Source organism: Paenibacillus sp. J22FR5, assembly GCF_059691975.1.
Genome location: NZ_JCAUAN010000014.1, coordinates 1 through 13,732, shown reverse-complemented (window position 1 = coordinate 13,732; position 13,732 = coordinate 1). Strand labels below are relative to the sequence as shown.

13 protein-coding genes and 1 pseudogene are annotated in these 13,732 nt (G+C 43.7%); 12 read left to right on the top strand and 2 right to left on the bottom strand.

The features are described 5' to 3' along the window. Positions 1–12 precede the first annotated feature (12 nt). The 8 genes from AC58P7_RS18380 (at position 13) to AC58P7_RS18345 (ending at position 4,783) form a co-directional block, all read left to right on the top strand. Positions 13–1,203 carry a CaiB/BaiF CoA transferase family protein gene (locus AC58P7_RS18380; protein WP_497345329.1) on the top strand — a complete coding sequence of 397 codons (1,191 nt, stop codon included), beginning with the start codon at positions 13–15 and terminating at the stop codon, positions 1,201–1,203. Between the two features lie 536 nt (positions 1,204–1,739). Then, the gene (locus tag AC58P7_RS18375; protein WP_497345327.1) at positions 1,740–1,877 is read left to right on the top strand and encodes a hypothetical protein; all 138 of its coding nucleotides are present in this window, start codon (positions 1,740–1,742) and stop codon (positions 1,875–1,877) included. A 48-nt stretch (positions 1,878–1,925) separates the two neighbouring features. Further along, positions 1,926–2,270 (top strand): hypothetical protein, encoded by a 345-nt coding sequence (locus tag AC58P7_RS18370; RefSeq protein WP_497345325.1) that lies wholly within the window; start codon positions 1,926–1,928, stop codon positions 2,268–2,270. A 15-nt stretch (positions 2,271–2,285) separates the two neighbouring features. After that, complete coding sequence (locus AC58P7_RS18365; protein ID WP_497345323.1) at positions 2,286–2,447, top strand: hypothetical protein; 162 nt, start codon at positions 2,286–2,288, stop codon at positions 2,445–2,447. 37 nt (positions 2,448–2,484) lie between these two features. Beyond that, positions 2,485–2,724, top strand: coding sequence for a hypothetical protein (locus tag AC58P7_RS18360; protein WP_497345321.1), 240 nt, complete (start codon positions 2,485–2,487; stop codon positions 2,722–2,724). 23 nt (positions 2,725–2,747) lie between these two features. Beyond that, positions 2,748–3,398, top strand: coding sequence for a nitroreductase family protein (locus AC58P7_RS18355; protein WP_497345319.1), 651 nt, complete (start codon positions 2,748–2,750; stop codon positions 3,396–3,398). Positions 3,399–3,424: 26 nt separating this feature from the next. Then, complete coding sequence (locus AC58P7_RS18350; RefSeq protein ID WP_497345317.1) at positions 3,425–3,838, top strand: GNAT family N-acetyltransferase; 414 nt, start codon at positions 3,425–3,427, stop codon at positions 3,836–3,838. A 33-nt stretch (positions 3,839–3,871) separates the two neighbouring features. Continuing rightward, on the top strand, positions 3,872–4,783 hold the full coding sequence (locus AC58P7_RS18345) for a DMT family transporter (protein ID WP_497345315.1): 912 nt from the start codon (positions 3,872–3,874) through the stop codon (positions 4,781–4,783). Positions 4,784–4,882: 99 nt separating this feature from the next. On the opposite strand, the gene AC58P7_RS18340 is transcribed toward AC58P7_RS18345, so the two are convergent. Continuing rightward, a complete protein-coding gene (locus AC58P7_RS18340; RefSeq protein WP_497345313.1) occupies positions 4,883–6,658 on the bottom strand; it encodes a cache domain-containing sensor histidine kinase in 1,776 nt (591 codons plus the stop codon). Positions 6,659–6,670: 12 nt separating this feature from the next. Continuing rightward, on the bottom strand, positions 6,671–7,426 hold the full coding sequence (locus AC58P7_RS18335; RefSeq protein ID WP_497345311.1) for a response regulator transcription factor: 756 nt from the start codon (positions 7,424–7,426) through the stop codon (positions 6,671–6,673). A 340-nt stretch (positions 7,427–7,766) separates the two neighbouring features. Here AC58P7_RS18335 and AC58P7_RS18330 point away from each other — a divergent pair, with 340 nt between their 5' ends. The 4 genes and pseudogenes from AC58P7_RS18330 (at position 7,767) to AC58P7_RS18315 (ending at position 13,516) form a co-directional block, all read left to right on the top strand. Continuing rightward, positions 7,767–9,203, top strand: coding sequence for an amidohydrolase (locus AC58P7_RS18330; protein WP_497345309.1), 1,437 nt, complete (start codon positions 7,767–7,769; stop codon positions 9,201–9,203). Between the two features lie 204 nt (positions 9,204–9,407). Next, positions 9,408–10,835 (top strand): M20 family metallopeptidase, encoded by a 1,428-nt coding sequence (locus AC58P7_RS18325; protein ID WP_497345307.1) that lies wholly within the window; start codon positions 9,408–9,410, stop codon positions 10,833–10,835. A 4-nt stretch (positions 10,836–10,839) separates the two neighbouring features. Beyond that, positions 10,840–11,671 (top strand): annotated as a pseudogene (locus AC58P7_RS18320) (alpha/beta fold hydrolase). Positions 11,672–11,872: 201 nt separating this feature from the next. Then, complete coding sequence (locus tag AC58P7_RS18315) at positions 11,873–13,516, top strand: ABC transporter substrate-binding protein (RefSeq protein WP_497345305.1); 1,644 nt, start codon at positions 11,873–11,875, stop codon at positions 13,514–13,516. Positions 13,517–13,732: the final 216 nt, after the last annotated feature.

Sequence of the window (13,732 nt, the reverse complement as noted above, 5' to 3'; positions counted from 1 at the left end):
GGGGGAGACGAAATGATAGCCAGAGCTCTGGAAGGCATAACTATACTTGAAATCGGCGACCAATTAACGCAATATGCCGGGAAATTGTTAGCCGATATGGGCGCGGAAGTAATTAAGGTTGAACCATCGGAGGGAGCTAATTCTAGACGAATGGGTCCGTTTTATCAGGATCAGCCCGATGTCAATCGAAGCCTTTATTTTTGGCATTATAACACTTCGAAAAAATCCATTACACTGAACCTTGAAACAGATGAGGGAAAACAGCACTTGTTTAACCTCTTGCTAAATGTCGATGTTATCATCGAAGATTACAAACCCGGACAAATGAAAGAGTTGGGGTTGGATTATCATTCGCTGTCAACGCGCTTTCCGCAACTTGTTTACTGCTCGATCACTCCGTTCGGTCAAAGTGGTCCTTGGAAAGATTATCAATCGAGCGATTTGATTCAATTGGCATTAGGAGGCATCATGGCTGTAACAGGATATGATGATATTCCCGACGCACCGCCGATTGCTCCTGCAGGAGGACAATCGGCACATTTGGCAGGTTACTTTGCAGCCATGGGGATTGTCAGTGCGCTGTTAAATAAGGAATTGTCGGACGGTGAAGGACAATATTTGGATATTGCGGTTCATGATTGTGTTACGGTCTCGACCGAAATGTCCATCCCTTATTGGATTTATCAACAAGCTCATGTGAATCGCCAAACGGGGCGGCATGCGCTGCCGAACCGTTCCGTTCGATGGAACTTAAAGTGTAAAGACGGCAAGTATATACTGTGCTTAAATACTTATATTAATGAAAAAAAATGGCGGTCCCTGGTGGCATGGCTGATGTCCCACGGGATGGAAGAAGACCTAGGGGATGACAAATACATTGAAGATCACTACCGCGCCCCAAGAATGAGCCATGTTTGTGATGTGCTGGAACGGTTTTGTCTGCGATTTGACTCCGACTATATATTTCACAAGGCGCAAAGTATAGGCCTGCCATGGGCGCCAATTCGCGCGCCTGAAGAAATGCTGGAAGACGAACATCTTAGAGATGACCGAAAGGTTTTTGTATCCGTGGAGCACCCCGAGTTAAATGAAACATTTATTTATCCTGGAGCGCCATACATCTTCCATGAAACGCCATGGGGAATTCAAATGCGGCCTCCACTATTGGGTGAACATAATCAATTTATTCTGAAAAAAGGATAAATGCTTTACAAAAGTCTGGAAATTCCGAAATATAATGGACGAGTAAGCGGACAATTGAAAGTTAAATGATTTAGGCTGTGCAAGACCTAAATTTTTTATCCTTAAATAAAGATACGAACCTTAGAGAAGACATCTATTGCATATATTAGTCGCTGAAAGTAGTTAACGAATGTTACCAAATATAAAGTTGCGTATCTTACATAGGATTCTGCGTTCGCATGTATTGCAATCTGATACACAGCTAAACTAGAAGGACGCGTGGTTGCTCGACACTTCCAAGATACCAAACAAAAAAGGGTGTTTTTCTGTCAAGATTGGAAAATTTTCTTCTGTACTCATACAGCAGCAAGGGATCAGACTGCTTTATTAAGGCGCGAAAGTTGAGTTCATAATTTAATGACAAATAAAATAAAAAAACTGTAGCGGTCGCAACAGTTTTTTTATTTTTCTCGTGTTAGTTTATGAGTACGGTTAAATGAAGTAATTTAAATTGGCAATCATACAACTATCAAGAAGCAGGACAAGGAGCAAACCATATGTACTTCTCTTATTTCGTAACATTTCAGAACGAGTCCGATCCTGCATCCGGCATTAGCGAGAAGGATCTGAATGGGATTTCCAACATCGTTGTAACTACACCCGGCTTAAAGCAGGCAAAGCTGTACTCACCATAAACTGCTCGCGATTATTACAATGACGACGGTCCTTCACCGCAATTCACCATGCAGCTTTATTTCGAAGATCTTGCGTTGCTTGAAGAAGCAATTGGGAAAGAGGGCCATCTGCAGGCGCTCGCAGTGGCCGGCGCATGGCCGAGCCTTACGAGCGCTAACGTTACTCAACAGGTGATGTTGACGCGTTCCTATCTGGTGTTGGACGGGACATTCAATGTGCCGGCAGGTGGATTGCCATGCAGCTTTCTTGTACATTACCCGGGTTCTACGAGCGATCTCAACGCATGGCTGGGTTATTATATATCCTCCCATCCGCCGATCATGAAGCTCTTTCCCGGCATTCGAGAGATCGAAATTTACACGCGGATCGACTGGATCGATGCAATGCCATAGCAGCGCGTGAATTATATGCAGCGCAATAAAGTGGTCTTCGACAGCCCTATGGCACTGACCGAAGCACTCAATTCATCGGTCAGACACGATATGCGCACCGATTTAGAAAAGTTTCCCGCTTTCGAGGGCGGCAACGTCCATTATCCGGTGGCAACCCTAACGCTCATTGGAATCTAGCCTATTTTTATACCTAACTTACATGGAGGGGGATATGATGGAAATGATCGTAGTGACGACAGTCACCGAAGCAAGTTGCTGTAATTTGCCCAATTTATTATTACAACATTATTGTGAGAAGGTCTTCGGTATCAATCGTGGCGTATTTAACACTATTGAAATTGCTTTCTTCCATAAAGGAAATATCGATATTATCCGAAGAAGAGATGGCATGTTGAGTTACTTTCAATTCATGGTAGATAAATTAGAGACTCCAAGATGCGCAGCGGGATTGTAGATCCTTAAGGAGGAGAATGAAAAATGACCCATTCGCAAGCGCCCCAACAGTTGGAACAACAAAATTTTTTCGACGTTATTTGGGAACGCCGGTCCGTCCGAAGCTACGACCCTACGGTGAATATCCCGCGTGAAGAGTTGACCCAAATGCTCGAATTAGCTACCCGGGCTCCTTCATCCTCCAACATGCAGCCGTGGCGGTTTCTCGTTATTGACTCGCCGGAGTTGAAGCAAAAGCTTCTTCCGATCGCTTTCAATCAGCAGCAGGTCGTCGAAGCGTCTGCCGTCATCGCCGTTCTTGGCGACGTGGAAAGCGACAAGAAGGCGGAGGAAATTTACGGTCAGGCGGTTAGAGAGGGCTTGATGCTTGAGGAGACGGCGAAAAATTTCATTAGGAAAGTCAAAAGCCGACCGCCGGAAGTATCCCAGCAGATCGCACTCGTCGATGGCGGATTGATCTCTATGCAGCTCATGTTGATTGCCCGTGCTAAAGGCTACGATACGGTCCCGTTAGGCGGCTACGACAAAGGAGAGTTCATGCAAGCTTTCGGTATTTCAGACCAATACGTTCCGATTATGCTGATTGCTATCGGCAAGGCGGCGAAGCCCGGACATCCGACGACAAGGCTGTCAATTGAAAACGTGACGTTCTTTAACGAAATGCCCAAGGTGTAAGATAATGCAATGTCGGAGATGATGATGTGGATATCAGAACGATAAATAAAGAGCAAGTCTGGCAGCTAAGACATGAGGTTATGTGGCCAAATCGGCATGTGGATTACGTCAAACTGAAGGATGACGATGTGGGAGTTCATTACGGGCTATTTGAAGGGGAACAGCTGATTTCGGTGGTGTCCTTGTTCATGCAGGGAGAGGTAGCGCAGTTCCGCAAATTTGCCACACTGGAATCACAGCAGGGCAAAGGTTATGGAAGCAGTCTGCTGTTTCATGTGTTCGCGGAAGCCGCAAAAGCGGGCATGAAGCGGATCTTTTGCAATGCCAGAAGCCATAAGGTTTCTTTTTATCAAAAATTCGGACTTATCGAAACGGAGACGATCTTTACCAAGGGAGGGAAAGAATTTATCGTGATGGAACGGTTTTTCAGCGCTGTATAGAAGTATTGAGATAAAGGGATATGGAGTTGAACCATGGACGGGATTGACAAAAACGGCAAGACATATTTTTTATTAGTAATCATCACCATCATTTTCGGGTTGAATCCTATAGCAGTTAAATTGATAAATGAACACAGCCAACCAATTAAAATAACAGGCTGTAGACTTTTTGCGGCTGGCTGCATGATATTTTTATATGTGCTGTGGAAAAGACAAGTTCAACCTATCAATCTGCGCCAAGGCTTATACTTATTCTTGATTTGCCTGACTGGTATGGTCTTGCATCATAGTTTACTGTCAATAGGACTTACTCACACAAGCGCTGTACATGCTTCCTTAATTATGGCTCTTACGACATTGACGACATCCGTTTTGGCTTTTTTACTTTTGAACGATCGTTTGACATCTATGAAAATTGCGGGAATTTTTCTGGGTATCGCAGGAATCTCCCTTATTCTATGGAATGATATGGCGGTATTTTCAATTAATATGGGAGACTTACTTGTTTTTGCGGCCATGTTTTGTCAATCCTTAAGCTTTGTTCTTATTAAAAAAATCCATGGATCATTATCTGATGCCTACATGACCAGTCTTTTGCTTACCGTCGGCGGGATATGGCTTCTATTGCTGGGATGGTTTGTGGAAAAGATCTCGATTGTAGATGTATTTGTCAAAATGGATTGGGGGATAATTGTCGTCTTTTTATTCTCCTCATTTTTGGCAACGGCATTGGGAAGTGTGGTTTGGAATCAAAGTGTGAGGAAATTAGGTCCAGGAAGAGCCTCGATCATTTTAAATACAGTCCCGTTCTATGGTATTTTTGGTGCGTCTGTTATTTTAAGAGAAAATGTGTATCTCTATCATGTTCTTGGTTTATTAGTTGTAATAACTGGAGTGTTTCTGGGAACTGCGGCGTATAGGAGAGATTCGATAAAGCCAGTATAAAGTATGGGTTCAATTCTTCATAAAAAGCAAGCAGCAGTCAAGAACATTATTTGCATGTTCTTGACTGCTGTTTTCTCATTATTGGGTTGGAAATGATCTTCAATCAATTGGGATCGTAATATAAATTGCCGTGCCCCAGCCAAACTTGCTTCGGAGGTGTATACCAAATTTTTCTCCGTAAGTTAGCTTCAAACGTTTTTCCGTATTGAACAAGCCGATGCGGAGTGTCTGCTCCAAGTGAGCGGATTCCAACTGAGTCCGCAGCTGGGCAAGTCGATCCGCTAAGATACCGATGCCGTTGTCAATTACGGCAATATTGAGTCGTGATTCGTTCTTATCAATTCGGATTTTGATGCTGCAGTTTCCTTCTTTCTCTTTGATACCGTGGTAGAGACTGTTCTCGATCAATGGCTGAAAGATCAATTTCAGCACATTGTATTTCTCTACTTCAGGTTCGTACTCCCAAATGACTTCAAACTTGTCCTTATAACGTACTTTCTGAATGTTAATATAACTCAGTGTATTTTCAATTTCCGTTTTTAAGGTGACCAGTTTGTCCGTTCCTTCCAGTGAATAACGCAATATATCTGATAAGTTTTCCACGATCATATTTACTTCATTCGGCTTACCTGTCAAGCTCGCAGCTTTCCAATTGAGTGTGTCGAGCGTGTTGTATAAAAAATGGGGATTAAGCTGCGAATGAAGTACAGCAAATTCCATGGCTTGTGCCTTGTATTTACGTTCTGAAAGTTGAACGCGCAAATAATTTTGTTCGATGAAATTTTGAAGTAAGGTGTGCATGATATAACTGTATACATTCTTACCCTTTTTAGGCAATCGGGGTAGAGGTCGGCTGTGTTTCGCGGAATCAAGTATAGTGACGATTGTTTTCAAATCGCTGTAGTTATTTTTGGCCAAATAATACGCAAGTATCGTTCCACTAAGGAAAGAAAGAATTAGCAATGTCAGTGCTATGGTATTTAATCGGTTAGGCACTTCATACAATGATGACTTGGGAACGATGGAAACCAAGGTCCAATGATACTTCTCTAAATAGAGTTTGTTGATGACGAAAGTTTGGTTCTTCGCCGATATCTCGAAAAGGGACTCCGGCTGATCTGTAATGAAAGGCATGTCGATATCTTTCAAATAAGGAGAATTAGCATTTTGGATCAAAACACTATTCTCGGGGTTCATAAGCAGTAGAATTTGACCATTCTGTGTGGCAAGACTATCTAGCCGCTGTTGGATATACTCAGGTTTGATATTAAGAACGATGATTCCGTCGCTTTCGTCCGAAACTGTAATTCGCCGGTAGAGTGTAATCAAGCTCGTATCGGTAGGCACATTTTTTACATTTAATTTTTTGATCACCCGGGTCTCGGTCCACATTTCTTCTTCCTTAGAATGAGACTTAAAGCTTGTATACCAGCTTCGGTCATAGTAGTCATTGAGATCGACTAGTCCGCCGGTTGTAGAAGAAATGAAACGGTTCTTACTGTTGCTTAAATAAATGTAGATTGAATCGATATATGGTCTACCAATTGCGGGAGAATCAATGAAGTTTTTTAATGAGGCTAACCTCTTATAATCCTCTGGTTCAGGGAAAGTCTTTTCCAACATACTTTTTAAATTGCTGAATTCGATAGCGCTTGCCACAATGTGCAAATAAAGCGACTCCTGTTCATCGAAGAGCAGTTGGATATTCTCTTTCGTTTGTTTGAGAATATTCACACTGGTATTATTAATTTCCTTTTTGACGAATTGTTGAATCAACACGCTTGACAAGGTACCGAGGATAAGGATGGGAATTAACATCGGAATTAAGAAGGTAGAAAGGTTGCGAATAAAGAAAGCACGAGTTGTTTTTTTCATAGTTACCGCCTTTTAATCCATGTTACGGAATTCTCTGGGTGATTGACCGAAGTGTTTTTTAAAGGTTCGTGTGAAATTTTTGGCATTGCTGTAACCAACCATTTCGCTGACTTCATAGGTTTTATACTTGATGTCATTTAACAGTTCGGCGGCTTTATTCATTCGGACGCGTGTGACGTATTCGGAGAAGTTCTCCCCCGTCTTCGTCTTAAAATATTTGCTTAAATAGTAGGGATTCATGTATACAAGTTTGGCGGCATTCTCCAGAGATACATCCTTGTAATGTTCATGGATATAATTTTTGATTTTTTGTATTGCCTTGGAGGAGACGTCGTTTTCTTCTTCGATCATCTCGGACTTTGATTCGACAGGGGAGGAGGAAGAAAGAGTGATTTCATCCAACCTTTCTTTGATCCGGTTGAAGATGTTGCCGATTTCAGAGTATTTGGCAGGTTTGAGCAGGTAGCTGCGGACGCCGAATTCAAGCGCCTGCTGCGCATATTTGAATTCTTGATGGCCGCTGATGAGTACAATTTGAATAGGTGATTTTTGCTCGTATAGCTCCCTAGCGACATCGATTCCGGACATGATCGGCATGCGAATATCGCAGAGCAATACATCAACGGGGGACTTGCGGATAAAGTCTAATGCTTCCAAACCGTTCTGAGCTTGTCCCACAACTTCAAAGCCCATTTCGTTCCATGGAATGTAATTGCTTAGACCATTCCGAATTTCATATTCGTCATCCGCAATCAATAGTTTATGCATGTGCACTCACCCTGTATTATATTTTTAGATTATCTAAAGTTTGGTTCACATTATATCACTTTAATCTAACATTACGCTAGAAGGGATGGGAATTAATCTGACATGCAAAAAAAGGGTTTTGACGTATCGTTTCAAGGGAATATAAAAACCTATAGCTTGAATTCGATGTCTTCATAAAAATAACAAATATAGAGTTATTTTCGCAAGTAAAGACACCAAGTTTTTTTTAAGTTGGAATGAAGGTTAAGAAAAGAGGAGGAAAATGAATTTTAACGCCTTTTTCATAGTCGGCTTTATGTTATTAAATAGTAAGTGAGGAAACATTGAGGAGGATAATCGTATGACATGGGAACGAGGGGCGAAAATGGTAAAGAAAATAGCTGAAGTGATCGAGCAGAAGCGTGATCTGTTCATCCAGATCAGCGATCAGATATGGGAATTTGCCGAAACGCGCTACGATGAGCGTAAGTCCGCTGAGTTGATGAGTGTTGTGTTGGAACAAGAAGGTTTTGAGGTGAAGAGGGCTGCTGGGGGAATTTCAACGGCTGTGGTAGGCAGCTACGGTCAAGGAAAACCAGTAATAGCCATTCTTGGTGAATATGACGCTTTATCCGGACTAAGCCAGATGAAAGGTGAGACGGGTAAGGAGCCTGTCATCGAGGGAGGAAACGGTCACGGCTGCGGCCATAATCTTCTGGGCAGCGGAGCGCTGGCAGCTGCGGTTGCCGTTCGCCATTACATGGAGGAGCACGGCCTGCCTGGGACGATTCGTTACTACGGCTGCCCTGCGGAAGAAGGCGGAGGCGGCAAGGGGTTTATGGTTAAAAACGGTTTATTCGATGATGTGGATGCTGCTTTGACTTGGCATCCTGGGGTTACGAATTATGTAAACTCAGTTACGCTTCTTGCTACTTGTCAGGTGTATTTCAAATTCAAAGGACGGAGCTCCCATGCCGCAGCAAGTCCGCATCTCGGCAGCAGCGCGCTTGATGCGGTTGAGCTAATGAACGTGGGAGCTAATTACATGCGAGAGCATCTGATACCCGAAGCGCGGCTACACTATGCGTTTACAAACACCGGGGGAATTTCGCCTAATGTCGTTCAGTCAGAGGCCGAGGTGCTTTACAAACTCAGAGTTCCTCGAACGGAACAACTTTCCGATATGTATGATCGGGTGTATGATATTGCCCGAGGTGCGGCTCTCATGACGGAAACGGAGTTGGAAGTTGAATTCGATTCCGGCTCGTCCGAGCTGATTATGAATAGAGTAATGGAAAAAATGGTACATGAAAAGTTTGAGCAGCTAGGTGCCCACGAATACAGCGCAGATGAGGACCGGTTTGCCAGTGAGATCAGGTCTACGCTCACCGAGGTCGAGAAAAAAGAACAGGGAGCGCCGAATGAGACTCCAAAGAACTTGATGGGTCACAATTTATCCGCTCAACTAGAGCCATATGTGCCGAAGAACGGGATTGCGATGGGGTCGTCTGACTTTGGGGATGTCAGTTGGCTAATGCCGACTGTACAGCTGTATACGGCGTGCATGGCGCTTGGCACAACTTTGCACACGTGGCAAGTAGTGAGTCAAGGTGCGGCATCGTTCGCTCACAAGGGGATGCTGCAGGCAGGCAAAGTGTTGGGAGCGTCGGCGTTGGAGTTGATGCTGAATCCCGATTTGTTGGAACAGGCGAAAGCTGAACATCGGGATGCGCTTAAAGGGCGTACCTACAAAAGCCCGATTCCTGACGATGCAGTTCCGCGTCCTATTAGGAGATAAAAGTTAAATAATGATTCTTAATATTAAATGAGGATACCAATATCTGAAAGCTGATAAATAAGGTTAAGAAAAGAGATGAAAAATGAAATTTGATGCCTTTTCACCTATTCATCTTTGTTGTTAAATGTAAGTAAGAATACATCACTATGTATGTTATGAAATATTACATGTCATACACGGAGCCGAAGAGGGGGAGAGATTCAAATGGCGAATTTGCAGAACTTGCCACAAACGGGGCGAAGCATTGCGGATCTGATCGATCAAAAGAGAGATTTGTTCGTCCAAGTCAGTGACGAAATATGGGGATTCGCTGAAACTCGCTATGAGGAGCACAAATCAGCCGCATTGATGAGTGTTGTGCTGGAGCAGGAAGGCTTTACAGTTCAACGTGAGGCGGGAGACATCCCGACGGCTGTGGTTGGGAGCTATGGTGAAGGGAAGCCGGTGATTGCGATTCTTGGCGAATATGACGCATTATTTGGACTCAGCCAACAGAAAGCCGAATCACGCAAAGATCCGGTTGTTGAAGGTGGCAGCGGCCACGGATGCGGCCATAACTTACTAGGTACTGGGGCTTTTGCGGCGGCTGTCGCTGTAAAGTCATATATGGAGGAGCATAAACTCCCCGGCACGGTTCGCTACTATGGTTGTCCTGCGGAGGAAGGCGGTGGCGGTAAAGGCTTCATGGCGAAAAACGGTCTCTTCGACGATGTGGACGCCGCATTAACGTGGCATCCCGGCGCAACCAACAAGATTTCCACTCACACTTGTTTGGCAACTTGTCAAGTGTACTTTAAGTTTAAAGGTCGGAGTTCTCATGCTGCGGCAAGTCCGCATTTGGGAAGGAGTGCGCTAGATGCGGTTGAATTGATGAACGTTGGCTCTAATTACTTGAGCGAACATCTGGTTCCGGAGGCTCGACTTCATTATGCGATTACAAATTCCGGAGGGATTTCACCCAATGTTGTACAGCCAGAAGCGGAGGTGTTGTACAAGCTGAGAGTTCCCGAATCAGAGCAGCTCACAGATTTCTACGAGCGAGTATGCAATGTCGCACGAGGCGCTGCGCTCATGACAGAAACCGAACTGGAAATTCAGTTTGATTCCGGCTCGTCCGAACTTATCGTGAATAGAACGCTGGAACAACTGATGTACGACAAGTTTAACGAAGTGGGTATTCCTATATTTGATGAAGCGGAAGACAAGTTTGCTAGCGATATTCGTTCTACGCTTTCCGAGGTGGAGAAAAGCTACCAAGTGCCGAGGGGATTGTTGGGTAAAAACCTGTCTGACCGATTGGAACGATATGAGTTGAAGAATGACATTCTGATGGGTTCGACGGATGTGGGTGATATCAGCTGGAAAGTGCCGACGGTGCAGTGCGAAACGACCTGTGTGGCTTTGGGGACGCCATTTCATACTTGGCAGGTCGTAAGCCAAGGGGGGATGTCAATTGGTCACAAGGGTATGCTGCATGCTGGTAAAGTGATTGGAGCGACAGCCTTGGAACTGCTTTTGCAGCCCGAATTGCTAGAACGTACAAAAGCGGAGCATCGGGAGAGGCTGGAAGGCAGAGTATATAAATGCCCGATCCCTGACGGTATGAAACCCGGGCCGATAAGAAGATCGTAATTCCATGTCAATCAATTATAAGGTGATCGGAGAAGGATACCCGGTTGTTATACTGCATGGTTGGTTATTGGATCATCAGGTGATGTTAAACTGCCTAGAGCCAGTATTTGAGAAACGGAGTGGATGGAAAAGGATATATATCGATTTGCCTGGGATGGGTGATTCAAATCCGTTGGAAACGATCCAAAATTCGGATGATATATTAAATGCAGTCCTTGAATGTGTGGGCCAGATTATTCCAAATGAACCGTACTTGGTTTGTGGGTATTCATATGGCGGATATCTTGCTCGTGGTATCGCTTATATTCGTAGAAATCTTGTTCGTGGTATGTTGTTGCTTGCTCCAATGGTTGTTAGCGAATTACGCTGAAAGGTGCCTCCCAGAGCAGCAAATTTTGAAGAAAGATCCTACTCTAACGTCACGGTTGTCATCAGAAGACGCTGCTGAATTTGGTTCAATGGCTGTCTTACAAGGTGAACGAGAGTGGGAGAGGTTTCTTGAAGATATTTTGATCCCTTCGAGAAAAGCTAATCGTGAGTTTTTGAGTCGGATTCGCCAAAACGGTTATGGGTTTACATTCGATGTCGATGCTGGCTCTCTGCCATTTGAGCACCCGGCGTTAGTTATTAATGGTCGGCAGGATCACATTGTTGGATTTAAGGATACTTGGCGATTGATTAATAATTTTCCTAGGGGAACCTTTTCCGTACTGGACATGGCAGGTCATAACCTGCAGATTGAGCAACCTGTTATATTCGAGGCATTAGTAAATAATTGGCTCGACAGATCGTTGACAAATATGTGTCATAGTCCTTCTAGATTATTTGAATCATGAATACTTGAATCCATCTTAAGTATGAAGGGGGCTGAAGACTTCAAATCCGAATAGAAACACCTTCAGAATTATTTTTGTCAATCAAATTTTATCTGTCGTTATTATGGCTGTCGGTCAGATGATGGTGCAAGTGGCAAAGGGTTTATAGATCCTTGAGCGTGCCAAATCGTAAACAAAAAATTATGAAAAAAGGGGATCGTTATGGGGACACAAAAAAAGGGGAAAAATGTATTATTTTTACTTTTAATCATAAGTATGATGACCTTGGCAGCTTGTAGCAGCAACCAGACGAGTGAAAAACCGAAGGAAAGCGAGAAAAGCAGCGCCGCTCCTGTGGCAAACAATAAATCGATCAATATCGGGATTACGAACGCTCCATTGATGTTCAATCCGATCGACCTGACGGGCAATACGGAGCATTTCATTACCCAGGTTTTGTTCTCGCCGCTTGTGATGCTTGATGAATCGATGAATTTTGTGCCGATGCTGGCCGACAGCATTGAAACGAAAGATAATATGACTTTCGTAGTCAAGCTGAATCCAAAGGCTAAATGGACAGACGGGCAGCCCGTTACGGCAGACGACACATTGTTCACTATTCAATTGATGAGCAATCCGAAAGTGCTTTCATCTTTTTCATCTTATTTCTCGATGCTCAAAGGCTTTGACGATAGGGGCAAGTTGCCAGAAGGTGCGAAAGATCTGGAGGGAGTCAAAAAAATCGACGATTATACTGTCGAATTTACCACAAAGTCGCCGATAGACATAAATTTGTTCAAAGATAAAATAGGACAAAACTTAAAGACAATGCCAAAGCACGTGCTGAAAGACGTCGATCCTGAGAAATTCAGAGAGAATACGTTCGTGCAAAAACCGTCCGTGTCGAACGGAGCGTTCAAATTTACTTCATATGAGAAGAATCAGTACATCGAGTTGGAAGCCAATAAAGATTACTTCAAAGGTGCGCCGAAGATCAGCAAGCTATTTTTCAAAATTATGCCATCGGCCAACATTGTTGCGCAACTTCAAAGTGGCGAGATTCAAATGAATTTCACAGGTATCGGCACAATCGCCGTGCAGGATTTTGAAAAAGTGAAGAACATGTCTAGTGTTAGAACGATTCAAGGCAAACCTCTTGACTATCAGACAATGACTTTTAATACGAAAACAATTCCTGATGCCAAAGTGAGGCAAGCCATCGCCTATGCAATAAACCGGGAAATGATAGTGACCAACTTGCTGAAGGGCGAGGCTGAAATCGTCGATACTCCTTATACTTCCGTTCACCCTTACTTTAACAAGAGCTTGAAGCCGTATCCATACGATTCGAAGAAAGCTCAGCAGCTGCTGCAGGAAGCAGGTTGGGATTTCAATAAAACGCTAAATCTGGTTGTTCCAATAGGCAACAAAACGCGAGAACAAAGTGCGGACATCATTGCGGAAAATCTGAAGGCTGTTGGCGTCAAAGCGCAGGTCAACAAGTTTGATCTCGCTACAGTAGGTCAAAAGGGGAGGAAAGGGGAATTTGATCTTCTGATGCTAGGATATTCCTTTGGACTGGATCCGGACGTATCTTTCTTTTTCAAAACCGGCGCCGGTAACAACTACTCCGCTTATAGCAGTCAGGAAATGGATACACTTTTACAGCAGGGCATAAAAGAGACGGATTCGTCCAAGCGACACCAGATTTACGACAAGGTGCAGGAGTTGATGGAGAAAGATTTACCTCAAATGACACTGTATGCCGATTTTCGTCTGAAAGTTGTCTCCAAAAAGGTGAAGGTAGGAGAACCGAAGGATATCGGAACGTTAATAAACGTGCAGGATTGGGATATCGAGAACTAACACTCAAACATACATCACGCTTTGCGGCATCATGAGTTGAATGGAATTCACTGAAATTTCACAAATAATGATAAAAAGTCCGGGCTATCCATTTGTGATACCGGGCTTTTTTTTCTACGACGGCAAGATCATATAACAGGATTTTCCTGCACCTTTAGCGAAGTTAATTATGTGGTTAATTTTCACCAAAGGGGTTGTCTACTTTGCTCGTTAAAG

Bases quoted from the DNA above. Each gene is read 5' to 3' on its own strand.
- AC58P7_RS18380 (WP_497345329.1), top strand. From the start codon at position 13: ATGATAGCCAGAGCTCTGGAAGGCATAACTATACTTGAAATCGGCGAC.
- AC58P7_RS18375 (WP_497345327.1), top strand. From the start codon at position 1,740: ATGTACTTCTCTTATTTCGTAACATTTCAGAACGAGTCCGATCCTGCA.
- AC58P7_RS18370 (WP_497345325.1), top strand. From the start codon at position 1,926: ATGCAGCTTTATTTCGAAGATCTTGCGTTGCTTGAAGAAGCAATTGGG.
- AC58P7_RS18365 (WP_497345323.1), top strand. From the start codon at position 2,286: ATGCAGCGCAATAAAGTGGTCTTCGACAGCCCTATGGCACTGACCGAA.
- AC58P7_RS18360 (WP_497345321.1), top strand. From the start codon at position 2,485: ATGGAAATGATCGTAGTGACGACAGTCACCGAAGCAAGTTGCTGTAAT.
- AC58P7_RS18355 (WP_497345319.1), top strand. From the start codon at position 2,748: ATGACCCATTCGCAAGCGCCCCAACAGTTGGAACAACAAAATTTTTTC.
- AC58P7_RS18345 (WP_497345315.1), top strand. From the start codon at position 3,872: ATGGACGGGATTGACAAAAACGGCAAGACATATTTTTTATTAGTAATC.
- AC58P7_RS18340 (WP_497345313.1), bottom strand. From the start codon at position 6,658: ATGAAAAAAACAACTCGTGCTTTCTTTATTCGCAACCTTTCTACCTTC.
- AC58P7_RS18335 (WP_497345311.1), bottom strand. From the start codon at position 7,426: ATGCATAAACTATTGATTGCGGATGACGAATATGAAATTCGGAATGGT.
- AC58P7_RS18330 (WP_497345309.1), top strand. From the start codon at position 7,767: ATGACATGGGAACGAGGGGCGAAAATGGTAAAGAAAATAGCTGAAGTG.
- AC58P7_RS18325 (WP_497345307.1), top strand. From the start codon at position 9,408: ATGGCGAATTTGCAGAACTTGCCACAAACGGGGCGAAGCATTGCGGAT.
- AC58P7_RS18315 (WP_497345305.1), top strand. From the start codon at position 11,873: ATGGGGACACAAAAAAAGGGGAAAAATGTATTATTTTTACTTTTAATC.